This window comes from Bacillus sp. SIMBA_074 (assembly GCF_046534555.1).
Classification (GTDB): Bacteria; Bacillota; Bacilli; order Bacillales; family Bacillaceae_G; genus Bacillus_A; species Bacillus_A mycoides.
In genome coordinates, this window is record NZ_JAWRYM010000009.1 from 43,341 (window position 1) to 67,617 (window position 24,277).

Consider the following 24,277-nt stretch of genomic DNA (forward strand, 5'->3'; position numbering starts at 1 on the left):
TAATACATAAGATATTCAGGAGGGATGAAAATGGAAGAAAAAGAACAGTTGTCTAGAATTATGGATTTAGCTAGTGATTTAAGGAAAGTATTAGTACAAGAATCTTTTTTTAATCATCATCCTGAACTTCGAGGCGTGATTGAAAATTTAGCGAGTTCTGTAGAGAATTTGGCGAGTTTGCAGCAAAATAAAGATGAAAATGCCGAAGATCGATTACGGTACGTACTTGCTAAAATGAAAATCGCTCATAATGCCATTTTACAAGAAAAAAAAGCATTTCCTTCTCATTAATATACGTTTTAATTTTGAACCTGACGGATGACGTCAGGTTTTTTATTTCTAGTTTTAGATTGTAGTTCATACAATAAGAATAGTATGAAAAAAAGAAGGTGACTACGTTGAAATTACATAAAGCTCTTCATCCAAGTTTTATAAAGCGAATGTATTATATGAGGTTTATTGGGAAGTTTGCAAAAGCTGAGGGAGAGAAGAATGGAGAAAATTTCTTTGTACAATGTCTTTCTTCAATACCTTTAACTTTACAAGAGTTATTTCCGACTGGAAAATATTTGTTTGAAGGATTATGCAGTAATAAAAAGAATGAAAAAATCTTTACTGATTTAAAGAAGCATAAATTAGAAAAGCAACTGGTTATGTTTCGTCTTTATTATGATCGTGGAAATTTATTTCTGGAATTAATATGCACAGAAGAGCCTCGGGAAATAGCATCTTCATATAAATTGATTCCTTCACCAAAGGTCTCAAATTATAAAAAGAGAGCGTCTTTGGAACGGAAGTTAAGCAACGGTTATTTATCATTTCTTATGCCTAAATTACCAAAAGACTTTGAGCCTCCAGAATTATTGTGGCATGAAGGAAGGCTATATGGAAATTTATCGTTAAAATCATCGATAAGTTCAATTTCATATTTTGAGCAAAGAAAAGAATGCAAATATATTGAAATAAACGATTGGATGAAACATGTAGAAATAGTAGTAGATGATCATTTATATTTTGTAAGTGAAAATGTGTATGACCAACTAAATAAACGAATTGCTGAAGAAGGTAAGTTAGTTGAAGTAGAAGATATTAAAATGCAAAAGGATGACTGGGAATGGGATGAGCGTGAATCCTCTTTTTTGCAGTATGTACAAAGTATGGTTCGTAATAAAGGGTTATATTTGGATGATACAGATATATATAATTTTCACATTAGTATTAAAACCAATATGTTAACAATTGTTGGTGGTATACCAGGTGTTGGGAAATCACGCTTTGTGCAAGCTTATGCAGAATCACTTGGTTTACGTTATGGGGAAGAATTAATTTGGATTCCGATTTCACCATCGTATCAAGAACCACATGATATTCTCGGTTACCTTCATCCGAATGGTAATTTTATTGAAAGTGAAACGAAGTTAGTTCGGACATTGTTAAAGGCTAAAGAAAATCCAAATCAATTGTATATAATTGTGTTCGATGAAATGAACATGTCACATATTGAGCATTGGTTTACTCCGTTTCTATCCGTTCTTCAACTTGAAAAGAAAAATCGTATTTTGAGTTTGTATGAGAAAGTACAAGAAATAGAAAATCAAATTCCACCTTCAGTGGAAATTGGTGAGAATATTATTTTCGTAGGCACTGTAAATTTTGATGAAACGACGAAAGAGCTTTCCGATCGATTATTAGATCGAACAAATTTGATTACATTACAAAAAATTCCGTTTTGCGAGATGAGTATAGAACATGAGAAAGTTGTTCAGCAACCCCCGCTGAAAGTAACAACGGGAGAATTTCGACTCAATTGGTTTAGAAATAAAGAGATGATCGAAGTGTATACTGAAGAGGAATTAGAGTTATTGGATAAGTTACATGATGTATTATCATCACACGATATATCAAAAGGAATTTCTTTCCGATGTGCAAGCGCAATCGCTACGTATTTGCAAAATATACCGTTCCAAAATAATCAGTCCTATATGATTAGCAGGGAAGAAGGTTTTGATTTGCAAATAAAGCAGCGTGTATTAACGAAATTAAGGGGGACAGAAATGACAGTGGGCCCTCTACTTTCTGAAGAAGCAAAAAGGGGAGCGACATTGATACCACTTTTACAGTCTCCGCTTGCAAATCGTGTATCTACATTTGAACATTCTTTAGCTTATATAAGACAAAAGCGTAGAGAACTGGAGCTGTATGGCTATGCAAAATGAGGAGCGTTATGAAACAGCAATCGTCGATACGAAAGAAACGCTCCCGTTTGTATTGAAGCTAATTATTGGTACTGAGGGGAAAGGCGATTTTATCCTTTTAAACCGGCTTTGTACGTCTACTACAGCATTAGTTCAATGTATTTATAAAGTACAGGAATTAAAACCACTGAAATTACATTTCCATTATCAAAATCCAATGGATATTACATTCATATGGAATAAAGTATATGAGGGACAAAAGAATATAAAAGAGTCACAATATGAATTAAATGAAAAAAAACAAAGAGTATTAGTGTATGAACATGGAAAAACTGAATTTTTTTATCCGTGGCGCTGTGGCTTATACCATTTTGAAGTGCGTATAGAAGATAAAACTTATTATGGTGCGTTTCAAGTGGTTCCTAAAAACTTTTTTGATGACCAATTTGAAATGATTCAAGATTATGTGAAGTCAATTTTAAACGAGTTAATTTTAGATAGAGGTTATTACAAGAAAACTTTCTCAGCACTTAGCGATATTGAAGATTCTTCTTATTTGGTATTGTTAAGAAAGTTGCCACAAAAAATGAAAAGAATAAAACAAATTTTTAAAAAAGTAGAATCGAATGCGGAATTTGTACACGAATATGAATGGGAAACGAAAGCGCGGAAGACAACGAGAAAAACTGCCATTATGACAGAAAGAAAGCTTTATGCGAAATATTACAACCGTAAATTTAAGGAGCAAAAAAATAGTATTGAAAATGCATTTCTTAAATTTAAAACGATGCAATTCTATTATTATTTACTTGAAGCAGAAATTTTTGTACGTAAAACTATTGAAATACTAGAAGGAGAAAAGAAGAAAAAGTCAGATGAATTTCAAGCTGTTAAAACAATTATGAAAACGATTGAACGAAATGGATCCGTGACGGATAGGGAAAAACAAAAATATAGAAATCTACATTTACTGAAAGAAGCAGATTTACGGAAAAGTTCTGTGAAAATACAAGAATATAAAATATTAGCTCATATCGTATATGAAAGTGTGCAATACTTTCGAAATTTATTATATTCTCCATTTTGGAGGGAAGTTTCTGAAACAGCTACCATTAATTCGAACACTTTATCTATACCGCATCAACAATTAATCCACCATTTAGAATTGTTACCGCAACATACGGAGCAACCCCCATCTTTATTATTCGTATATAAACCAACGTTTTTAGTGTATGAGTATTACGCTTTTTTTATCGTTATTTCTATATTAGAACAAATCGGATTTGAAGATAAGAATCCTATTCGTGAACAAATACAAGAACATTTTTATTTAGACGGATTACAAGATGGAACGACAGTGATTTTACATCGAGATGATATAAAAGTGCACGTCGCGTTTAATGATTTAATTGAAACACACCCTCTTATTGCACTAAGCAAAGGAAGTAATTTTTATAACGGAGAGGACACAAAGAAGCCGGATATTCGTTTAGATTGTTATGTAAAGGAAGAAGAGAAGTATGTATATAAATCTTCTATTATTATCGAAGTGAAATACAGCCCTATGTACAATATTTTTCAGCCTGTCGGTAATACGAAAGCAACGGAGCAAATGTATAAATACTGGTCTATTAAGTATGTAGAAGAACAGAATGGTAAACGAATTTTTAAGCGAAGAGCGATTTATGAAGTGATTTGTGTATATCCAGGTAGCCATATGCATAGTAAAAAAATTGAATCTGGATGTGGAGTGTTTTTACAACTATATCCATATAAAACGAAACAAGGAGAAGAGAAGTTGGCTGGGAAGCATGGGATGATTCAAATTTTCGAGAAATGGTTAAAAAGTAATAAAATGTAAAAGAAATCCTTTTTAATGAAGGATTTCTTTAGGTTAAGAAGAATTATATGCAGTACGGAAAGACACATTATACGGTTCGAACTTGATAGTGATTATCACTTTTTTATTAGAGTAATTGGATCTTTTTATGTTTGTAACAGTATGGGGAATTAAGAGTTTTTACATGTGTATGAATGAGTAATAAATAGGAATTTAATTCATTTTGCAGAATATAATAAGACACAAATATTTTTAGTTGCATACGAAGATTTGTTCTTATATGATAGTAGGTGAAAGCGTTATCAAAAACAGAGCGGCGATGGGAAAGGCGGTTAAATATGTTCCAGCGTGTTCAAACAAAGGAAGAGCATTTTTGGTTCGAGCAACTGTGGGGAGATTTTTGTGAAGAAAGAAACTTAATGTTTGTAGAACGTAATTTAAATCCATCACGATTTTTATTAATAGAAGATGAACATCATATTGGTACAGTAGAATGTATTAAGTTTACAGTACCTGAACAATCAAATTCTGAGTTTTTCTATCCGTTTTCTAAAAATGATTTAGTGAAAGATTTGAAAAATGTGTATGAAATAGGAAAGTTAAGTATTGCGAAAACGTCTCGGGGGAGAGGACATTTCAAAAGGCTAGCAGCTATTTTATTTATGCATGCGTTAGAGACGAAAGCGGAATGGTATATTGCAGCAGTTACAAAAAGAATGTATATGTATTTACTTACACTCGGTTTTCCAATCGAACCGATAGATAGTCCATTCCAGTTTCATGATACTTTACAAGGTGTACCAGTGCGAATTCATGCTCGAAAAGGGGCTACACATCTGTATTCTTTGAAAGAATTCCGTGATATTATTCAAGGGAATGCTCATGCGCAGGCACTTATTGCAGAATACAGTAAAAATATTATGTTAACAAAATGAAAATATATGAATATGTATAGTATGAAGAAGAGTTACTTATTACGGGCATCTGTTTTCATACAAAAAGTAGACCCTTATTCTCAGAATAAGGGTCTAAAATATTATAGTCCAAATATACTAAAAATCATTTTACGACGCTTCGGTTTCTTTTCTCTTTCATATGTTGGTTTTGCATCAGGAGTAATGTATATTGGTTCTTCTTTTTTTAGGGCAGCTTCTAGTTTTTGAATTCGTTCTAACATTTCCTCTATTTCGCGGCGATGTTGTAAAAGTTGGTATGTAACGACATCATTTGCTTTATCTTGCATTTGTTCTTCCATTCGATCTAGTCTTCTCGTAATTGTGGTAAATTGAGCTGTTAATTGCTCAAAATCATTCGATGATGTGTTTTGAACAATTGTGTTTACTTGAGTTTTTAATTTTTCTACATCATTTGAAGATGGTTTTTGAGTAGTTTGAGAGTTTTGAGGCTGGTCCATTTGAGAGCGATGGTATTCTAACATTAGATCTAAATCACCTTGTGTGAAAATAAAATGACCATATTTATTTTTTTTAATCGTAAGATTTAATTGTTGTGCAATCCGGACAACAGCCTTTGGGCTAACACCTAATTTCTTTGCGATAAATGGTGTTTTATATTCCAAAATAATCCCTCCTATATATATCCTGTTGAATGATTTCTAGTTATGTAGCAAGTTCCCTTCAGGTGTGACAAAAGAAGTGTGGAATCGGCAAAGAAAGTGTTTTTTCACGAAGTTCAGCTGTTTAGCACATACTATTTATATAAATCATTTTTAGTTATCGGAAAATTGGGCTTATTATGGTTTGACGATAATAAGCTAATTAGATTATCATAATTATAAATATCTTTTTTATGTATGCATATAATATATAAAAAGGTGGTTACTAATGTAGAATTTTATTAGAGTATAAGAATGCTTACTTCACTTGAATAAATTTAAGTAGGAGGTGGCTTCCTTGCTTACACTGTAAGTAAGGAAAAGTATTTGGACATATATAGTATAAGTATAGTGATTGTTTTAATTGCCTTAACGGCATTTTTCGTTGCAGCAGAATTTGCAATTGTTAAAGTGAGGAGTTCACGAATTGACTATTTAATTGCAAAAGGAAATAATCGTGCAATATCTGTCAAAACAATCATTACAAACTTAGACGAATATTTATCAGCTTGTCAATTAGGAATAACTGTTACAGCTCTTGGGATTGGGTGGTCTGGTAAACCTGCGCTAAAGCACATGTTTGATGTGTTGTTTGCAAATTGGAACGTCCCTACTCAACTCGCAGACATTTTAGCTATAATTTTAGTATTTTTGTTTATCACATTTTTCCATGTGGTAGTAGGAGAGTTAGCTCCAAAAACATTTGCGATTCAAAAAGCAGAACAAGTGAGTTTCTTTGTTGCTAAGCCACTCATTTTGTTTTATCGTATTGCATTCCCATTCATTTGGATTTTAAATGGATCAGCTCGGTTAATTACAAAGTTTCTTGGGTTGAAACCACCAAAAGGGCATGAGGAAGTGCATTCAGAAGAAGAATTGCGGTTGTTAGTTTCAGAAAGTTATAAAAATGGTGAGATTAATCAATCTGAATATAAGTATGTGAATAAAATATTTGAATTTGATGATCGTATTGCGAAAGAAATAATGGTACCACGAACAGAGATGAATATTTTAAATAAAGAAATGCCTGCTGAAGAGGCTTTACAAAAAATGTCCCATGAAAAATATACGAGGTATCCGGTTGTTGATGGTGATAAGGACCATGTAATAGGCTTTGTGAATTTTAAAGATATATTTACAGATTTTGTGAAGCACCGAGTTGTTAGTGAAAAGACAGTGGAGCAATATATTAGGCCAATTATTTTAGTTATTGAATCTATCCCGATTCATGATCTATTTTTAAAAATGCAAAGAGAAAGAACACATATCGCTATATTAATTGATGAATATGGTGGTACATCAGGTCTTGTAACCGTTGAAGATATTTTAGAAGAAATTGTAGGGGATATTCAAGATGAGTTCGATACTGATGAACAACCGGAAATCCAACAAGTTAGTGAGACGAAAACGATTTTAGAGGGAAAAGTACTTGTTAGTGAAGTAAACGCATTATTAGGTTTGACTATTGACGACGATGATGTCGATACGATTGGCGGTTGGATCCTAACAAAAAATATTGAGATTTCCGAGGGTGATACCATTGAGATTGAAAATTATAAATTTTGCGTGAAAAAATTAGATGGACACTATATTAAGAGATTAGAAGTAACGAAACCTTCAGAATCGATTGTTATTGTAGGAGATGAAAAAAAGATTTCGCTCCAAGAACAAATTAGTTCGTAAACTCTGCTTTGTAGCAGAGTTTTTTTGAGCAAAATGTTTTTTGATGTATTAGGGCTATGATACAATTACACAAGTCAGACCTTTCACCAGGTGAAATAAATGAAATGTATTATTGTATACGTATATTCGGAAGGAGAACCACTATGAAAAAACATTTATATATAAATGGGGTATGGAAATCAGTAGAGACGTATAAACCATTGTATGCACCATATTCTGAAGAAACATTAGCGGAGATTGCGCAAGGTACAGAAGATGACGTTAAGGAAGCAATAGTTTCGGCCAAAAATGCAATGAAAGAAATGAAAAAATTATCCGCATACGACCGTGCAACTATATTAGAAAAGGTTGCACAAAAAATGGATGAGAGAAGAGAAGAGTTTGCAGAGATTATCGCAAAAGAAGCTGCAAAACCAATTCGTGCTGCACGTGGAGAAGTAGATCGCACTGTTCAAACATATAAGTTTGCAGCTGAAGAAGCGAAGCGAATATATGGTGAGACGTTACCATTAGATGCTACACCAGGAGCAGGTGGCCGTATAGCGTATACAATTCGACAACCAATCGGGGTTATTGGTGCTATTACACCGTTTAATTTTCCACTTAATTTAGTAGCACACAAGGTAGGCCCAGCAATTGCGGCTGGAAATACTATTGTGCTAAAGCCTGCCGACCAAACGCCACTTTCTTCGTATGCATTGGTAGAATTATTTGAAGAAGCGGGTTTACCAAAGGGAGCTTTCAATATAATTTCTGGACCTGGATCTGTTGTAGGTGAGGCATTAGTAAAAGATGAGAACGTTGCTAGTATTACTTTTACAGGAAGTCCGAAAGTAGGTATTGGAATTAAGGAAAAAGCCGGATTGAAACGAGTGACGTTAGAATTAGGATCGAACGCTGCAGTAATTATTGATGAAGATGTTGAATTGACAGACGAAATAATTGAACGTGTAAAATGGGGCGCGTTTGTGAATAATGGACAAGTTTGTATTTCAGTACAACGTGTTTTTGTGCATGAACGCAAAATGGAAGAGTTTATTACAAAATTAACGAAAGCAATGGAAAACGTTGTAGTAGGAGACCCGCTTCATGAAGAAACAGATGTATCAGCACTTATTTCAAAAAAAGATGTAGAACGTATAAATTCATGGGTGGAAGAGGCAGTTAAGGAAGGAGCTAATGTTGTATACGGTGGTAACAAACGTGATGCAAGGATTTTTGAACCAACTGTATTAACAAATGTTCCAGATTATGTATCTGTTCAGTGCCAAGAAGTATTTGGTCCACTTATGACTGTAAATACATTTAAAGAATTTGATGAGGCTTTAGAACAAGTAAATAATTCACGTTATGGATTACAAGCAGGTGTATTTACAAACAATCTATGTAAAGCAATGCGTGCAATTGATGAATTAGAAGTCGGTGGTGTCATGATTAATGATATTCCAACGTTCAGAGTAGATCATATGCCTTATGGCGGTGTGAAAGAGAGTGGCACAGGCCGTGAAGGGATTAAATATGCAATAGAAGAAATGACAGAAATGAAATTAGTGTGTATTAAAAAATAAAGTAGCTCGAGCTTAAACACCGCAATAAAAAACGAGCAGGAAATGTTTACGATTCCATACTCGTTTTTTATTGTTTGTTTTACGTTTCTCGGAACGATTTCATTTAATCAAGTGTACCTTTTACTTCATTTCTTGTTTGAAAATATCATCTTCGACATAAATATGTTCTTTATCTACAGCAGTGCTATGAGAGAGTACTAAACCGATTGGTGTTTCAGTACCTTTATTTTGAACAATTGTAAAAGGAATATTTTTTTCAGTTGCTAATTTAATGTATTTTGATAAATGTGGGTAAGCAATGCTTCCATTTAGGAATAGTTGTAATGATTGAGAAGAACGTATGTTACCCGTTACTTCTGTATACACATTACTTTGCATTACTTGACCGATTGTTAAAGCGATTTCTACACGCTCACGTAATGTAGTTAAGTACATATTACGTTCTTCTGGTTTGTTTTGCTTTTGGCCATATATGCCTTCTTGGAGATAGTCTTCCACATTTTTATTTACCATATTTTTCACACCTTTCACTTCTTATTGTACGCAAGAATTAAAAAGGATGCAAAAAAAAGTAGTTTTGAACAGGAAAATAATTAAAAAAATGAGAAGAGAAAAGGGATATATGAATAAAACTTATTTAAATAAGAAAGGAAAAATAAATTTTATCAACAGAAATTAACAAAATGTGACAACAATCTATTAACGAAATGTATTTTTTGTGTTAATATTCAAAATATAAAGGGTATTCGTCGTATGGAAATGGAGGGAATGGAGGTTTTTCCAATCGATAAGGATATTAAAGAAGTATTTTGTTCGCACTTGAAAAACAACAGGCACCAATTCGTAGAGAACTGGAAAAACAAAATGATAATTTCCGAAAAAGATCCATTTAAACAAGAGGTAGTTCAAAATGGAGCGAATTTATTAGAGTTAATTATCGAACTTATTATGGAAGATAAAGACATTAATTATCTTCAGCCATTATGTGAGAAAATTGCCATTGAGCGTGCAGGGGCAGATGCGAATATTGGAGATTTTGTTTACAATGCAAATGTGGGAAGAAATGAACTTTTTGAAGCAATGTGCGAATTGGATGTAAGCGCTCGTGAACTGAAACCGATTATGGCCAAAATACATACTTGTTTTGACAAATTAATTTATTATACCGTTTTAAAATACTCAGAAATTATATCGAGGAATTTAGAAGAAAAACAGCAATATATAAATGAAACACATAAAGAAAGGCTTACGATTCTAGGGCAAATGTCGGCTAGTTTTGTACATGAATTTCGTAATCCGCTAACTTCGATTATGGGATTTGTAAAGTTATTGAAGACAGATCACCCTAATCTATCGTATTTAGATATTATTTCACATGAATTAGATCAATTAAATTTTAGGATTTCGCAATTTTTACTTGTATCGAAAAAAGAAATGTGGAATGAATCTGAACGTTTTTTGGTAAATGACTTATTTCAAGATATTATACAATTCTTATATCCAAGTTTAGTTAATGCAAATGTTTTGATTGAAAAGAATTTGCCGTATCCTATTCCACTCGTTGGTTACCGGAGTGAAGTGAAGCAAGTAGTTTTAAATATTTTAATGAATTCGATTGATGCTCTTGAATCGGTGAAAGAAGAGCGGAAAATTATCATTGATGTATTTGAAGAGGATCAGGCTGTTCGCATTGTTATAAAAAATAATGGACCTATGATTCCAGCAGACAATGTAGAGACCATTTTTGAGCCATTTGTAACTACTAAAAAGCTAGGAACTGGTATTGGACTATTTGTATGTAAACAAATTGTAGAAAAACATAAAGGATCCATATTGTGTCGTTCGGATAACGATTGGACAGAATTTCAAATTACGTTTCAAAAGTAAACAGTCTACACCATGCGAATGGTGTAGACTGTTTTAATTTGTAAGTATAACGGTCTCTAATTTTGGATCCTCAGTTGAATAACCAACTATTGAAATTGTGTAAATTGTATTTGGTTCAACGTTGAATTTTGGAATGGTTAATAGTACTTTTTTTGTATCAGCAAGTGAAACTTCAATATCTGCTGTACCAGGGCTAACTTGTAAAAAATCTGTTATTTGCTTAAAGAGTACATTTTCAAATAAATGATCCCCATCTTTTAAATTTACATTTACAACTGGAGTGTCTGGTGAAAAATGTGCAAACCGTATTTTTGCTTGACCAGATGGTAAATGAGTATTATCAAGAATGGGTTGTAATTGGAGATGATTATCGCTATTGACCGCTGCAAGGGTATAAGTGTGATTTCCCATTATTGGTACTAATGCTGAAAATATTGGAGTTTCGTTTCCGACAGGGACAATATCAATACGGTATTTACCTTGCACTAATGATAAATACGGACTGAATTGTTTAAAAGAAATATTTTTAATAACCTTTTGTCCGTTTACTATAATATCAACTGCTGGTGTATGGGGAGCTGTGTGGAAGATTCTCATATGTGACGGTAAAGTCGCTTCTTGTGAATCTCTCTTTTCATATGCTTGTACAAGTTTTGTAATTGCATCATAGTATTTCATATAGAGTTCTACATATCTTTTAGGATTGCTATATTGATAGTAACGAGCGAGCTGTTCGTAACGTGCAGCTTCTTGGCCGTATTTTTCAATTTCGGATTGAGTCATGAACATTCCTCCTTTATCATCATTACAAATATATGCGAAGCTAGAAAGAGGTTATGCAAAAAACTTGCCTTTCTAGAAGGAAAAGTTAAAATGGGGATTTTTTTATTTATAGGCAAACACACATACAAATCGATAATTGTCCTACATAAATTATAAAGGAAAGGTAGTTTGACTTTGAAGGAAGGAGTGGAACCATTGGGATGGGGATATCCCCATAGTTATTGGGAATGAAGTTATGGAGGATTTGGTGCTATAGGCTGTGGGACGAATTATGGATTTGTATTATGAGTATTTCTATTAATTTTAGTGATGCGTTGGATAAGGTAATACCGATAAAAGAGCGTCGTGCCGAACTGATTAATGTGGTTAATCGGTTCTTTTTTTATTGTTCTAAACAGGTGGTACTATTTGTTAAGAAATAGTTAAGATAAATGAGGCGAAGTAAAATGTCGAATTTTGTTTGAAAATATGCAATATAAAGTAGGATAATAGGAAGGAGAATAACGGGAGTTCCGTCGAAGTTTACACAATGTCAGCAATTGAGGGAAGTTGATATTATATTAAAAAAATATTCAATTTGCTGTTATCTTAAATCAGGAAGGGGTATTTAAGCGTAAAGGTAAGGTTGGTCTTCATTTTAAGTTCTGAATTTTCTGTTTTTAAAATAATATTTAGCAGTCATTTGTATATTTTATAATAGTTTTTTGATAAATTCACTGCTTTTGCAGAGGATTCTTTTTTATGAAAGAAACGTCAATTTTCTTCATATACATATACAAATTGGAGAAATGGGGGAGCGCTATGCGCGATTACTTAATTAAACCACTTGTTGGTCAGCCGTATCCGATGATTTCACATGGAAAAGGTGTGTATTTGTATGATCAAAACGGAAATAAATATTTTGATGGTTCGTCTGGAGCGATTACGGCAGGTATTGGACATGGCGTAGCAGAGATAGCAGAAGTTATTAAAAAACAAGCAGAGGAGATCGCTTTCGTTTATAGATCACAGTTTACGAGTGAACCAGCTGAAAAATTAGCGAAGAAGTTAAGTGATTTATGTGTAGGAGATTTGAACTGGAGCTTTTTTGTGAATAGTGGTACGGAAGCAAATGAAACAGCTATGAAAATCGCAATTCAGCATTTTCAGGAGCGTGGCATTCAAGGGAAACATAAAATTTTGTCACGGTGGATGAGCTATCACGGGATTACAATGGGAGCTTTATCTATGTCTGGGCATCCACTGCGCAGACAACGTTTCGTTTCTATTTTGGAAGATTATCCGACTATTCCTGCTCCATACTGTTTTAGATGTCCTGTACAAAAGGTATATCCAACATGTCAACTTTCTTGTGCGACTGAACTAGAAAGAGCGATTGATCGAATTGGTGCAGAACATATTGCAGCTTTTATTGCTGAACCGATTATCGGAGCTGCTGGAGGAGCGGTTGTCCCGCCGAAAGAATACTATAAAGTAATTAAAGATATTTGTAGTCATTACGATATATTATTTATTGCGGATGAAGTAATGACTGGACTTGGTCGTACTGGTGCATGGTTTGCGATGGAGCACTGGGGTGTAGAACCGGATATTATGACCCTTGGTAAGGGGCTAGGAGCGGGTTATACACCAATGGCAGCAACAGTTGTAAGTGACCGTGTTATGGAGCCAATTTTACGTGGATCACGTTCTGTAATGAGCGGGCATACGCTTAGTGCAAATCCATTGTCTGCAGCAACGGCTTTAGCTGTTATTGAATATATGGAGAAACATAATTTACCTGAAAAAACAGCAGAAAAGGGAGAGTATTTATTAAAAGGTTTGCAGAAAGTTCAGCAACAATCGACAATCATTGCCGATGTGCGTGGAAAAGGATTGCTAATTGGAATAGAATTGCAACCGTTTACAAAAGCGTCGGAGCTTATTTCAGTTGCTGCTAAAAATGGACTGCTCTTATACCAAGCTGTTTCAGGGCAAGCAGGAAAAGAGGATAGTGCACTGCTTGTTGCACCACCAATGACAACTACATATTCCGAGTTAGATGAATTACTTTCAATTTTTGTAAAGAGCGTGGAAGAGATGATGCAAAAAGGAGGGCATAGTATCGCATGACAACTATTACAAATACATTCGGTAAATTAAAAGAAATAGAGGAAGTAATTTCTTTGTTCCATGATGATATGACATTAATGTTTGGGGGATTTGGAGGAATCGGATCCCCTCCATCTTTAATTCAAGCTGTTTTAGATAAAGGCATTACAAATTTAAATTTAATAGGAAATGATACTGGATTTCCTGATGTAGGAATCGGTCGTCTTGTTACGAATGAAAGGGTTAAATCTTTAGTTACTTCTCATATTGGGTCAAATCCAAATGCGGGAAGACAATTAAATGAAGGAAGATTGCAAATTGAATTCTCTCCGCAAGGAACACTCGCAGAGCGTATTCGTGCTGGTGGTGTAGGGCTTGGTGGTATTTTAGTTGACGTTGGTGTTGATACGATTGTAGAAGAAGGAAAGCGTACAGTTGAAATGAATGGAAAGACATATTTAGTTGAAACAGCTTTAACGGCTGAAGTCGCAATTGTATATGCGAAAAAAGCGGATCCGTTTGGCAATCTTGTATTTGATAAAAGCGCTCGTAATATGAATCCACACGTAGCTATGGCTGGTGACATAACGATTGTAGAAGCAGAAGAAATTGTTCCACTTGGAAGTTTAGATCCAGAAGAAATTGTCGTCCCAGGTGTATTTGTAAATTATATCGTGCCATCGGAAGGAGTGAATTGGAAATGGGTATGGGCGTAGAAGTAAGAGATAAGATTGCAAGACGTGCAGCGAAAGAAATTCAGAATGGTATGCTTGTAAATTTAGGTATTGGAATTCCATCGCTTGTACCGAATCATTTGCCAGAAGATATGAATGTTATGTTTCATGCGGAAAACGGTATTGTTGGTATGGGACCAACGCCAAGTAAAGGGAATGAAGATGAGAATTTATGTAACGCAGCTGGTTTACCAACATCTCTTATTACAGGAGCAAGTTATTTTGATAGCTGCATGGCGTTTGGCATGATTCGAAAAGGATTACTTGATGTTACGATACTTGGTTCGTTACAAGTAAGTGAAAATGGTGATTTAGCGAACTGGATTGTACCAGGAAAACGCGTTCCAGGTATTGGAGGAGCGATGGATTTAGCGCAAAAAGCGAAGCGGGTCGTTGTTGTGATGAATCATGTTGATAAATACGGAAATGCAAAGATTGTTTCGGAATGTACATTGCCATTAACTTCGAAAAAATGTGTAGATTTAATTATTACAGACATGGCTGTCATGGAAGTGACCCAAAGAGGACTTGTCTTACAAGAATTAATGAGTCCATATACTGTAGAAGATGTAAAACGACATGCGACAGCTGATTTTCATATAAGCTCAAATTTACTAGTAATTGAATGAGGGGAGTTGTAATATATGGAGCAATTAAAAAAACAAGTTTGTGATTATATTGAGGGTCATGAAGAAGAGAGTGTAAAATTTTTAACACGATTAATTCAAGAAAAGAGCGTATCTGGTGATGAAAGTGGTGCGCAGGCAATTGTTATTGAAAAGTTGCGTGAGTTAGGTCTAGATCTTGATATTTGGGAGCCTGCTTTTAATGAAATGAAAGATCACCCTTATTTCGTATCACCTCGTACAAGTTTTACAGATAGCCCGAATATTGTAGCGACTTTAAAAGGAAGTGGCGAAGGGAAATCTATGATTTTAAACGGGCATATTGATGTCGTGCCAGAAGGGGATGTAAATCAGTGGGACCATCATCCATATAGTGGAGAGAAAATAGGAAACCGCATATATGGACGTGGAACAACAGATATGAAAGGCGGCAATGTCTCACTTATGCTTGCGATGGAAGCGATTATTGAATCTGGTATTGAACTAAAAGGTCATATACATTTTCAAAGTGTAATAGAAGAAGAGAGCGGTGGGGCAGGAACATTAGCCGCTATTTTACGAGGATATAAGGCAGATGGCGTTATTATTCCTGAGCCGACGAATATGAAGTTTTTTCCGAAACAACAAGGATCAATGTGGTTTCGTCTACATATAAAAGGAAAAGCAGCACACGGTGGTACACGTTATGAAGGAGTAAGTGCAATTGAAAAAAGTATGTTTGTTGTAGAGCATTTGAGAAAATTAGAAGAGAAGAGAAATGGTCGAATTACAGATCCGTTATTTAAGGGGATTCCGATTCCAATTCCAATTAACGTTGGGAAAATTGAAGGGGGAAGCTGGCCAAGTTCTGTTCCCGATTCATTAATTTTAGAAGGAAGATGTGGTATTGCGCCGAATGAGACTATAGAGGCAGCAAAAGAAGAGTTTGAGGGCTGGATTGGTGAATTAAAAGATGTGGATAGTTGGTTTGTAAAAAATCCTGTAGAAGTAGAATGGTTTGGGGCTAGATGGGTTCCTGGTGAACTAGAAGAAAATGATCCACTTATTACAACGCTTCAACATAACTTTGTTGAAATCGAAGGGAACGAGCCGATTATAGAAGCTTCGCCATGGGGAACAGATGGAGGTTTGTTCACACAAATAGCTAACGTACCCACGATAGTATTTGGTCCAGGAGAGACGAAAGTAGCACACTATCCAAACGAATATATAGAAGTTGATAAAATGATTGCTGCCGCAAAAATAATTGCATGTACATTACTAGATTGGTGTGAGGTGAAAAAATGAAATACTATGAATCTTTTAGTGAACAGACAAAGCATTATACAGTAGAAGGGGTTTTAGATTATTTTAATAAACGTATTAGAGTTGATCACTATACAGGAAATGTTGAAAGCATCATACAAACAATCGATGAATTAGCAAAGAAACATTCTTTCACTAAATGTATTATTAAAGGAAAGGGAGAGCATGTTTCAACATGGCTCTCTTTCGGTTTCTTACTGGAAGCAACGATACCTCATTATTTTCAAGGGCACGATGCGCACTTCTTCGTGAAATATCATAATGATGAAAGACGAAATAGTATTCATTGGACTGAGGAAGATACTATTTTAAGTGGTGTAAAAGAAAAAGAAGTGAAAGAAAAAATAGTCCCAGAGGAATTTGTGTTAAGAAAAGCGACAGAAGAGGATGCGGAAGAATTAGCAATTGTCTTTGGAAAAGTATTTGAAGTTTATCCGACACCTTTAACTGATGGGAATTATGTAAAGCAGACGATGAAGGAAGACGATACAATTTACTATGTTTATGAATTCGAGGGGAAAATTATTAGTACAGCATCTGCTGAAATGAACGTGAAAGAAGGTAATGCAGAATTAACGAATTGTGCTACATTACCTGAATATCGAAAACATGGTTTTATGAAAAGTCTGTTAATTAAATTGGAGGAAGAGCTCCAAGAAAAATCTATTTTTTGTTCTTATACAATTGCTCGCTCGCTATCTTTCGGTATGAATGCAGCCTTTCATCAATTAGGCTATACATATACGGGAAGGCTTGCGAATAATTGCTACATTTTTGATAAGTTGGAAGATATGAATATATGGGTGAAAGATTTATCCAGCTATTCGAAAGCAGTAAGACTCCCGCCTCAAAATTCGGCTGTAAAGCAAAGAAGTTAGGTGGGAGTCGGGTTAATAATAAAGCCCCACTGATTAAAGTTTCACTTAACCATAAATAAGCAATAAAAATATATATACATTTCATCAAAATAATAGAACGGAATCGTCATGCTTATAATCGCACAGAGGGTGCCGGAAATTCGGCGTTGAATTTGCTGGATTTTCGGCAAAAGGGGGGATGACATTGCTAGCAGTTTCGACACAGGAAGTCATTGAAGCGATTTTGGGCAGTATAGATGAGGCCATACATGCAGTAGATGAAAATGGGATTACAATATTTTATAATACAGTTGCTGCAAAACATGATGGATCTAAAATTGAAAATGTGCTAGGAAAGCATTTATTAGAAGCATTCCCGTCATTATCCAGAGAAACAAGTACGTTGATGAAAGTATTAGATACAAAAAAACCAATCGTACACCAAGTTCAACATTACCAAAATTTAAATGGGGAAGATGTTTGTACGGTCAATACAACGTTACCTATTTTAATAGATGGAAATATTGCTGGTGCTGTAGAAATTGCGAAAGATTATTCTACTATTCAAAAGCTTACTGATACGATTGTAGATCTACAATCGAAAATAAAACGATCGACTAGCAAAAAAACGGTGAAAAAGCATGTTGCATTCGAGACAATTGTAACTGATGATTCCCGCTTTAAACAGACGAAAGAGTTAGCACAAAAAGTAGCGCCAACCGATGCGAATGTTTTAATATATGGTGAAACTGGAACGGGGAAAGAGCTATTTGTGCAAGCGATTCATGAAGCTTCTAAACGAAAAAATAAGCCGTTTATTGCACAAAACTGTGCAGCTTTGCCAGAGTCGCTATTAGAAAGTTTGCTGTTTGGCACGACAAAAGGTAGTTATACAGGGGCAATCGAACGAGCAGGATTATTTGAACTTGTAGATGGAGGGACATTATTTTTAGATGAACTGAATTCAATGCCGCTTGATTTACAAGCAAAAATGCTACGTGTATTAGAAGATGGAGTTATTCGTCGCATTGGTGATAATAAGACGAGAAAAGTAGATGTTCGCGTTATTACTGCAATGAATCAGCCTCCAGAAGTATGTTTAAGAGAAAATAAAATTCGCACTGATTTATACTATCGATTAAATGTGTTTTCATTATATATCCCGCCGCTTCGCGAAAGAACTGAGGATGTACTGTTATTAGCGTCTTACTTTTTGAAAGAATATAATAAAAGTTATAAAAAAGGTGTACTTCAAATTGATAAGGAAGCGAAAGAAAGATTACAAGCTTATCAATGGCCTGGAAATGTTCGTGAGTTAAAGCATACGATTGAACATGCTGTCATTATTACAGAAGGGAATTCGTTAACAGCAAATTGCTTGCCACGAACATTTCGGAAAGAGAAACTTCCGAAGAAGAAAAGTATATTACCGCTTAGGGAAGCTCTTCATCAAATGGAAAAGGAATTAATAGATCAAGCGTTAATTGAAACGGAAGGGAATATTTTGCAAGCAGCAAAAATGTTAGGTATTCCGCGTCAAACGCTTCAATATAAACTGAGCAAGTACGACAAAACCGCCGAATAATCGGCGGTTTTTGTGTGTTTGCACCAATAAAAGAGCGTTTACATATATAACAAGTAATGAATATGATAGTAAATATCGTTTTAGTACAGCACTTAAAAATATTTATTCTCTTATATAATAGGGTATTTCTCACATTTACTTATCAAGAATATGAAGTTGGCATAATTATTGCTTATATAAAGGATGAGCGTATAAAAAGGGGGAATAGCAATGTTACATGATGTATACAAACCAAATCGTCACTGGAAGGATATTGAATTATGGAAAGATGTTACAGAAGAACAATGGAATGATTGGGTTTGGCAATTAACGAATACGATCAAAACTTTAGATGATTTAAAGAAAGTAATTAACTTAACACCTGACGAAGAAGAAGGCGTTAAAATTTCAACGAAAACGATCCCGTTAAACATTACACCGTACTATGCTTGGCTAATGAATCCTGATGACCCACGCTGTCCGATTCGGATGCAATCAGTACCGATTTCGGAAGAGTTATATAAAACAAAATATGATTTAGAAGATCCTCTTCATGAAGATGAAGATTCACCAGTCCCAGGATTAACTCATCGTTATCCAGACCGTGTACTATTTTTAGTAACGAATCAATGTTCTATGTATTGTCGTTACTGTACACGTCGTCGTTTTAGTGGACAAATTGGAATGGGCGTACCGAAAAAGCAATTAGATGATGCGATTGCTTATATTAGTGAAACACCACAAGTACGTGACGTTTTAATTTCTGGCGGTGATGGACTTCTAATTAATGATAAAATTTTAGAATATGTATTAAAGAATTTACGAGCAATCCCGCATGTTGAGATTATTCGTATCGGAACGAGAGCACCAGTTGTATTCCCACAGCGTATTACAGAAAACCTGTGTAACATAATTAAAAAATACCATCCAGTATGGTTAAATACGCATTTTAACACTTCTATTGAGATTACAGAAGAATCGAAACTAGCATGTGAAATGCTTGCAAATGCAGGTGTTCCAATTGGAAACCAAGCTGTAATTTTAGCTGGAATTAATGACAGCGTTCCAATTATGAAAAAACTTATGCATGATTTAGTGAAAATTCGTGTTCGTCCATATTACATTTATCAATGTGATTTATCAGAAGGTATCGGTCATTTCCGTGCACCAGTTTCGAAAGGTCTTGAAATTATTGAAGGCTTACGTGGACATACGTCTGGTTATGCAGTACCAACTTTCGTTGTCGATGCACCGGGTGGAGGCGGTAAAATTGCGCTTCAGCCAAACTATTTAATTTCACAAAGTGCGGATAAAGTTGTTCTTCGTAACTTTGAAGGGGTTATTACAACGTATCCAGAACCAGAAAACTATATCCCAGGAAGAGCAGAAGGCTACTTTAAAGAAATTTATCCGACTTATGAAGAGAAACGTTCTGATATCGGCGTTGCAGGATTGATGAGTGATAAGAAATTTAATCTTGTTCCAGATGATTTACAACGTATGAATCGCCGCAAAGATTATGAAGTCAATGAAACGCATGCTTCTTTAAAAGATAAACGTGATAAGCGTGATCAATTAAAAGATAAAAAATATCAAGCACAAATAGCAAAGTTAGATGATGACAAAAAAAATGAGGGTGACGTAGTATGAATTGTATGTGGTGTGACAGTACAGAAGCGAAAGAAAGCTTGAATACTGTATATTGGGAATTACCAGATGGTACGAAAGCCATTGAAATCCAAGAGACACCATGTATTACTTGTTCCTCATGTGGAATGGACTATCAAGCAGACCATACTGTAAAAGAAATTGAAGATCAGTTGTTTTTAATTTATACGAAAGATTTGCCAAAACAACTAACATACGAAGAGTTGATGGGAAGACCACGTTTATTAAAAAGGAATTATTTCGACTTCTAACCAGCTTTTATGCTGGTTTTTTTCTTTTTTGCCTTGTATAATGTACCCAAGTTAGAAAGGTAGGGAATATTTTTGAAAAAGACATTTTACCATTATATGATGAAGCACCGTGCAGCTTTATTTAAAAATGAAATATCAGATTTAGCAGAGGCGATGTATGATGATTTAAGTTTTCCGAAGCAATCTGAAGACTATGATGTAATTAGTTCATACTTAGAGTTAAGTGGAATGCTAGAAAGTATGTCTATATTTGATGATGCATGGGATTTATATATACAAGAGAGATAACGATATGAAGTTTTAGGAAAATGAAAGCATAATGAATACATTACCTTGAAAGAAGTGAAGTATTCATTATGCTTTTTTATTTACAATACGTCTTGCTGTTAGAACATAAATGAAAAGTGAAAGCTAGTTTAAATACTAGCTTTTTTAAGTTATATACAAATTCTACTTTTTTATTGAAAAAATTTATGAATATAAGCTTCTGTGATAAGCGTTTTTATGTAGGTTGCATATACTGTTATCAAAATCACGACGTTTAAAAAAGGAGAGATATTGATGGCAAGGAAAAAACAACCTAAATATAACGTAGGGGACATAGTCGTGATTACGCTATATGGAACCGTTGGGAAAGTTACAAATATGAAAGTTTTAGATGGAGTTTACGTATACGAAGTAAATAATCACGATGGATTTTATGTAGAACAAACTTTGCAGCATGTTACAGAGCAAGAAATGAAAAAGGGCGACACAGAGTGGATTGAATTAAATTATAACTTTACGTTTGGTGATCTCGTGCAAGTAACTGGATATGATAAAGATGTTTTTCGTATTGTTGGTTTTCGTACAGAAGTATGGAGATATAAAAATGATGCATGGGAAGATACTATATATGAATTGTCACGAATTACTGATGGTGAATGGTTAGAAGCTGATGAATCAGATTTAACATTACTTGCCAATGCACAAACGGCAAATGCAATTTTGAAGAAAATGAAACAAGATAAAGCTGGTATGAATAAATTAGATTTAGGAAAATTGCAGTCAATTAACAATTCGAAAAAAGTAAGTGTAAAGACGAATCGCCAAGAAATTATTGATGGGTTATTAGATATTTATAATGATTATCATTTATTATTCGATACATTTAAAGATGAAGAATATAAAATTGTTATGGATGTTGTTCAAAATTATTTAGTTAAATTGACAGAGAAAAAATAGTTAACTAGAAAGAGAGAATAAATTGAACAACAACATATGCAGTATAAGGTATGCCTACAATTATTAAAAAAATAAAAAGCCATTTAATAAGAGAGTCTGCCCATTGATCTTCATGCATGAACTCTTCTTTTGTTTGCTCTACTTCGTATTGGTATTCCATTATTATTTCCCCCTTTGGATAGCTTGTACTAACATCGTATGCCCTTTACCTACATGATATGACTTATAAAAAAAGAAAAACTATTTTTCTAATCTCATATACATAATTTTGAGATTTTTTCATAAAACAGAAATAAAGGAGTGATGCTCATGAAGGAAATTGAAGTCGTAATTGACACGGAAGAGATTGCGGAGTTTTTTTATGAGCGACTAATTGAAAGAGGGTACGTTCCAAAAAGAGAAGAAATTGAGGACCTGGCAGATATTACATTTGAGTATTTATTAGAGAAATGCATGATTGATGAAGTTTTTGATGAAGAGGAAGATTGAAAGTAACGGCGGGCTTAACTCGTCGTTTTTTACTCTTTACAAACTTGTCACAAATATAGACAAGAATTGTTGGTATAATTAAAAGAAAATTTTATACAAGAGGTGAAGGGATGTTCAAAAAAATTATTGATTCTTTATTAGGAAAGAAAAAACATCGTTCGTATTCAAGTAGTGATTATCGTCATAGAGGGCGCTCTTATTCAAGTAGCGACTATAAACGACGTTCATCTGGTTATGGGCATCAGCATTATAAAAGAAAACGTAAAAGCCGTAGCTTCTTTTCAAGTAGCTGATGAAATGGCGTCGTATACTAGCTTTATTTGATAGACCACTGCGAAAAAATACAATCGTTGCAGAGCGTTATAAGATTGAATCAGTAATTGGAATGGGCAGTTATGGGGTTACATATATCGTTAATGATTTGCAAATAAATAAATATAAAGTCTTAAAACAATTAAGGCAAAGTAAACAAAGATATGAGTCTGGTAGAAAATCATTTGAGCAAGAGAAAGTGATTTTACAAACATTAAATCATGCGTCAATTCCTAACCTACATGATCATTTCATATGGGAGAAAAGGAACTTTTTGGTGATGGAGTATATGCCGGGAAAAAATTTCGAAGATTGTATTTTCTTAGATGGCCAAGTATATGATGAACGTGAAGTTTTTGGGATTTTATATGAAGTACTAGGAATTGTTTCGTATTTTCATAGTAAAGGTATCATTCACCGAGATTTACGTATTCCAAACATATTAATGAAAGAAAATCAGATTAGTATTATTGATTTTGGATTGGCTAAATTGAAAGGTGAGGGTGATGAGCGTGCTATAACTTATGAAGGTGAACAAGCTTTGATGCGAGAAGTTCACTTTCGTAGCGATTTTTATGCGCTCGGTCATTTCGTATTATTTTTATTGTATGCTAGTTATGAATCGACTGAAAAAAAGGAAAAACCTTGGTATGAAGAGTTAGCGTTGGAAGAATATAATCGCGACATGCTAATGCGAATGTTACAAATGAAAGCGCCATACTATGAAAATGTACAAGATTTGAAAGAAGATGTAGCTTACGCTTTAGAAAGGATGGAGACTTCATGTTTCAAAAGTTTTTAGCAAGCGTTGGTATTGGTAGTGCAAAAGTAGATACCGTTCTTGAAAAAGATGAGTATATAGTTGGAGAAGAGATAGTAGGGAAGGTTCATATAACTGGAGGTTCAGTTAACCAAGAAATTGAAAGCATTTACTTAACATTGTCGACGTCATATGTAAGAGAAGTGGATGATAAAAAAGTAACGGCAACGTATGATTTGGAGCGAGTTCGTTTAACAGATCCATTTTCTGTAGAGCCAAATGAAAAAGTGGAAATTCCATTTTCGTTTTTAATGCCAATTGAAGTACCACTAACACTTGGAATGAAAACGGTTTGGGTTCATACAGGCCTTGATATTAAACGTAGTATTGATCCAAGTGACCGTGACTATATTCAAGTGTTGCCGAATGCACTATTGAACAGTGTATTAAATAGTGTAAATCAATTAGGTTTTAAAGCGCGTCATGTAGAATGCGAAGAATTACCGTATCGATTACGTAAGCAAGTTCCATTCGCGCAAGAATTTGAGTTTATTCCAGTCTCCGGAGAGTATTATGGGAAATTAGATGAATTAGAATTATTAATTTTGCCAAGTGCCCACGACCGATTAGAAATTATTATGGAAGTAGATAGAAAATCACGTGGATTGGCTGGTTTATTCGCAGAAGCGCTTGATCTTGATGAGAAGGTTATTCGCTTTACAGTAACAAACGAAGATATTCCAACGATGCAGCAAAAAATTAACAATAATATTTTTTAATAAACTATGCATAAAAAAGAAATGGAGAGGAAAACTAAAACAACCG

General features: G+C 34.3%; 25 protein-coding genes. 21 read left to right on the forward strand and 4 right to left on the reverse strand.

Annotation, left to right across the window (positions count from 1 at the left end; all coding sequences use genetic code 11):
- Positions 1–30 precede the first annotated feature (30 nt).
- The 4 genes from SB773_RS12435 to SB773_RS12450 all read left to right on the forward strand — a co-directional run bounded on the left by SB773_RS12435 (position 31) and on the right by SB773_RS12450 (position 4,970).
- Entirely contained in the window at positions 31–291 is a 261-nt protein-coding gene (locus tag SB773_RS12435; protein WP_002085825.1) for a hypothetical protein, read from the forward strand.
- Between the two features lie 107 nt (positions 292–398).
- A complete protein-coding gene (locus SB773_RS12440) occupies positions 399–2,216 on the forward strand; it encodes an AAA family ATPase (protein WP_410590172.1) in 1,818 nt (605 codons plus the stop codon).
- Positions 2,206–4,056 carry a hypothetical protein gene (locus tag SB773_RS12445; RefSeq protein WP_002165879.1) on the forward strand — a complete coding sequence of 617 codons (1,851 nt, stop codon included), beginning with the start codon at positions 2,206–2,208 and terminating at the stop codon, positions 4,054–4,056. The genes SB773_RS12440 and SB773_RS12445 overlap by 11 nt, the downstream gene beginning before the upstream one ends.
- 317 nt (positions 4,057–4,373) lie before the next feature.
- Positions 4,374–4,970, forward strand: coding sequence for a hypothetical protein (locus SB773_RS12450; RefSeq protein WP_002085820.1), 597 nt, complete (start codon positions 4,374–4,376; stop codon positions 4,968–4,970).
- A gap of 101 nt (positions 4,971–5,071) precedes the next feature.
- On the opposite strand, the gene racA is transcribed toward SB773_RS12450, so the two are convergent.
- Complete coding sequence (gene racA, locus SB773_RS12455) at positions 5,072–5,614, reverse strand: chromosome-anchoring protein RacA (RefSeq protein ID WP_002012665.1); 543 nt, start codon at positions 5,612–5,614, stop codon at positions 5,072–5,074.
- Between the two features lie 363 nt (positions 5,615–5,977).
- Here racA and SB773_RS12460 point away from each other — a divergent pair, with 363 nt between their 5' ends.
- Together SB773_RS12460 and SB773_RS12465 are read left to right on the forward strand one after the other, a co-directional pair.
- Positions 5,978–7,333: a hemolysin family protein gene (locus tag SB773_RS12460; protein ID WP_410590175.1), complete on the forward strand. Its 1,356-nt coding sequence runs from the start codon at positions 5,978–5,980 to the stop codon at positions 7,331–7,333.
- Between the two features lie 143 nt (positions 7,334–7,476).
- Positions 7,477–8,901: an aldehyde dehydrogenase family protein gene (locus SB773_RS12465; RefSeq protein WP_410590177.1), complete on the forward strand. Its 1,425-nt coding sequence runs from the start codon at positions 7,477–7,479 to the stop codon at positions 8,899–8,901.
- 120 nt (positions 8,902–9,021) lie between these two features.
- On the opposite strand, the gene SB773_RS12470 is transcribed toward SB773_RS12465, so the two are convergent.
- Positions 9,022–9,414: a YueI family protein gene (locus SB773_RS12470; protein ID WP_002085811.1), complete on the reverse strand. Its 393-nt coding sequence runs from the start codon at positions 9,412–9,414 to the stop codon at positions 9,022–9,024.
- A 240-nt stretch (positions 9,415–9,654) separates the two neighbouring features.
- On the opposite strand from SB773_RS12470, the gene SB773_RS12475 reads away from it, so the two are divergent.
- The gene (locus SB773_RS12475) at positions 9,655–10,788 is read left to right on the forward strand and encodes a BA2291 family sporulation histidine kinase (RefSeq protein WP_002031784.1); all 1,134 of its coding nucleotides are present in this window, start codon (positions 9,655–9,657) and stop codon (positions 10,786–10,788) included.
- A 33-nt stretch (positions 10,789–10,821) separates the two neighbouring features.
- Here SB773_RS12475 and SB773_RS12480 read toward each other — a convergent pair whose 3' ends face one another.
- Positions 10,822–11,571: a DUF4397 domain-containing protein gene (locus SB773_RS12480; protein WP_410590180.1), complete on the reverse strand. Its 750-nt coding sequence runs from the start codon at positions 11,569–11,571 to the stop codon at positions 10,822–10,824.
- An 801-nt stretch (positions 11,572–12,372) separates the two neighbouring features.
- On the opposite strand from SB773_RS12480, the gene SB773_RS12485 reads away from it, so the two are divergent.
- The 10 genes from SB773_RS12485 to SB773_RS12530 all read left to right on the forward strand — a co-directional run bounded on the left by SB773_RS12485 (position 12,373) and on the right by SB773_RS12530 (position 21,891).
- Positions 12,373–13,683, forward strand: coding sequence for an aspartate aminotransferase family protein (locus SB773_RS12485; protein ID WP_033708325.1), 1,311 nt, complete (start codon positions 12,373–12,375; stop codon positions 13,681–13,683).
- On the forward strand, positions 13,680–14,378 hold the full coding sequence (atoD, locus tag SB773_RS12490) for an acetate CoA-transferase subunit alpha (RefSeq protein ID WP_002085805.1): 699 nt from the start codon (positions 13,680–13,682) through the stop codon (positions 14,376–14,378). The genes SB773_RS12485 and atoD overlap by 4 nt, the downstream gene beginning before the upstream one ends.
- The gene (locus tag SB773_RS12495; RefSeq protein ID WP_410590183.1) at positions 14,363–15,025 is read left to right on the forward strand and encodes a CoA transferase subunit B; all 663 of its coding nucleotides are present in this window, start codon (positions 14,363–14,365) and stop codon (positions 15,023–15,025) included. The genes atoD and SB773_RS12495 overlap by 16 nt, the downstream gene beginning before the upstream one ends.
- A 15-nt stretch (positions 15,026–15,040) precedes the next feature.
- The gene (locus SB773_RS12500) at positions 15,041–16,309 is read left to right on the forward strand and encodes a peptidase (protein WP_410590185.1); all 1,269 of its coding nucleotides are present in this window, start codon (positions 15,041–15,043) and stop codon (positions 16,307–16,309) included.
- Positions 16,306–17,205 (forward strand): putative beta-lysine N-acetyltransferase, encoded by a 900-nt coding sequence (gene ablB, locus SB773_RS12505; protein ID WP_241875538.1) that lies wholly within the window; start codon positions 16,306–16,308, stop codon positions 17,203–17,205. Before SB773_RS12500 ends, ablB begins: the two co-directional genes overlap by 4 nt.
- 178 nt (positions 17,206–17,383) lie before the next feature.
- Positions 17,384–18,769, forward strand: coding sequence for an arginine utilization transcriptional regulator RocR (rocR, locus tag SB773_RS12510; protein ID WP_002012652.1), 1,386 nt, complete (start codon positions 17,384–17,386; stop codon positions 18,767–18,769).
- Between the two features lie 210 nt (positions 18,770–18,979).
- On the forward strand, positions 18,980–20,398 hold the full coding sequence (gene kamA, locus SB773_RS12515) for a lysine 2,3-aminomutase (RefSeq protein ID WP_002012651.1): 1,419 nt from the start codon (positions 18,980–18,982) through the stop codon (positions 20,396–20,398).
- A complete protein-coding gene (locus SB773_RS12520; RefSeq protein ID WP_002085797.1) occupies positions 20,395–20,667 on the forward strand; it encodes a YokU family protein in 273 nt (90 codons plus the stop codon). The genes kamA and SB773_RS12520 overlap by 4 nt, the downstream gene beginning before the upstream one ends.
- Positions 20,668–20,739: 72 nt before the next feature.
- Positions 20,740–20,955 carry a YozE family protein gene (locus SB773_RS12525; protein WP_002085796.1) on the forward strand — a complete coding sequence of 72 codons (216 nt, stop codon included), beginning with the start codon at positions 20,740–20,742 and terminating at the stop codon, positions 20,953–20,955.
- A 273-nt stretch (positions 20,956–21,228) separates the two neighbouring features.
- Positions 21,229–21,891, forward strand: coding sequence for a hypothetical protein (locus tag SB773_RS12530; protein WP_044441863.1), 663 nt, complete (start codon positions 21,229–21,231; stop codon positions 21,889–21,891).
- A 4-nt stretch (positions 21,892–21,895) separates the two neighbouring features.
- Here the strand turns inward: SB773_RS12530 and SB773_RS12535 are convergent, their stop codons facing one another.
- Positions 21,896–22,051, reverse strand: a complete 156-nt coding sequence (locus SB773_RS12535; protein WP_002018281.1) for a DUF3930 family protein — start codon at positions 22,049–22,051, stop codon at positions 21,896–21,898.
- Positions 22,052–22,200: 149 nt separating this feature from the next.
- Between SB773_RS12535 and SB773_RS12540 the strand changes: the two genes are divergently transcribed.
- The 4 genes from SB773_RS12540 to SB773_RS12555 all read left to right on the forward strand — a co-directional run bounded on the left by SB773_RS12540 (position 22,201) and on the right by SB773_RS12555 (position 24,231).
- Positions 22,201–22,380: a YozD family protein gene (locus tag SB773_RS12540; protein ID WP_002012644.1), complete on the forward strand. Its 180-nt coding sequence runs from the start codon at positions 22,201–22,203 to the stop codon at positions 22,378–22,380.
- Between the two features lie 110 nt (positions 22,381–22,490).
- Positions 22,491–22,673, forward strand: coding sequence for a hypothetical protein (locus SB773_RS12545; protein ID WP_000473368.1), 183 nt, complete (start codon positions 22,491–22,493; stop codon positions 22,671–22,673).
- Positions 22,673–23,494, forward strand: coding sequence for a serine/threonine protein kinase (locus SB773_RS12550; RefSeq protein ID WP_410590190.1), 822 nt, complete (start codon positions 22,673–22,675; stop codon positions 23,492–23,494). Before SB773_RS12545 ends, SB773_RS12550 begins: the two co-directional genes overlap by 1 nt.
- Positions 23,476–24,231 carry a sporulation protein gene (locus SB773_RS12555; RefSeq protein WP_044441857.1) on the forward strand — a complete coding sequence of 252 codons (756 nt, stop codon included), beginning with the start codon at positions 23,476–23,478 and terminating at the stop codon, positions 24,229–24,231. Before SB773_RS12550 ends, SB773_RS12555 begins: the two co-directional genes overlap by 19 nt.
- The last annotated feature ends 46 nt before the right edge of the window (positions 24,232–24,277 follow it).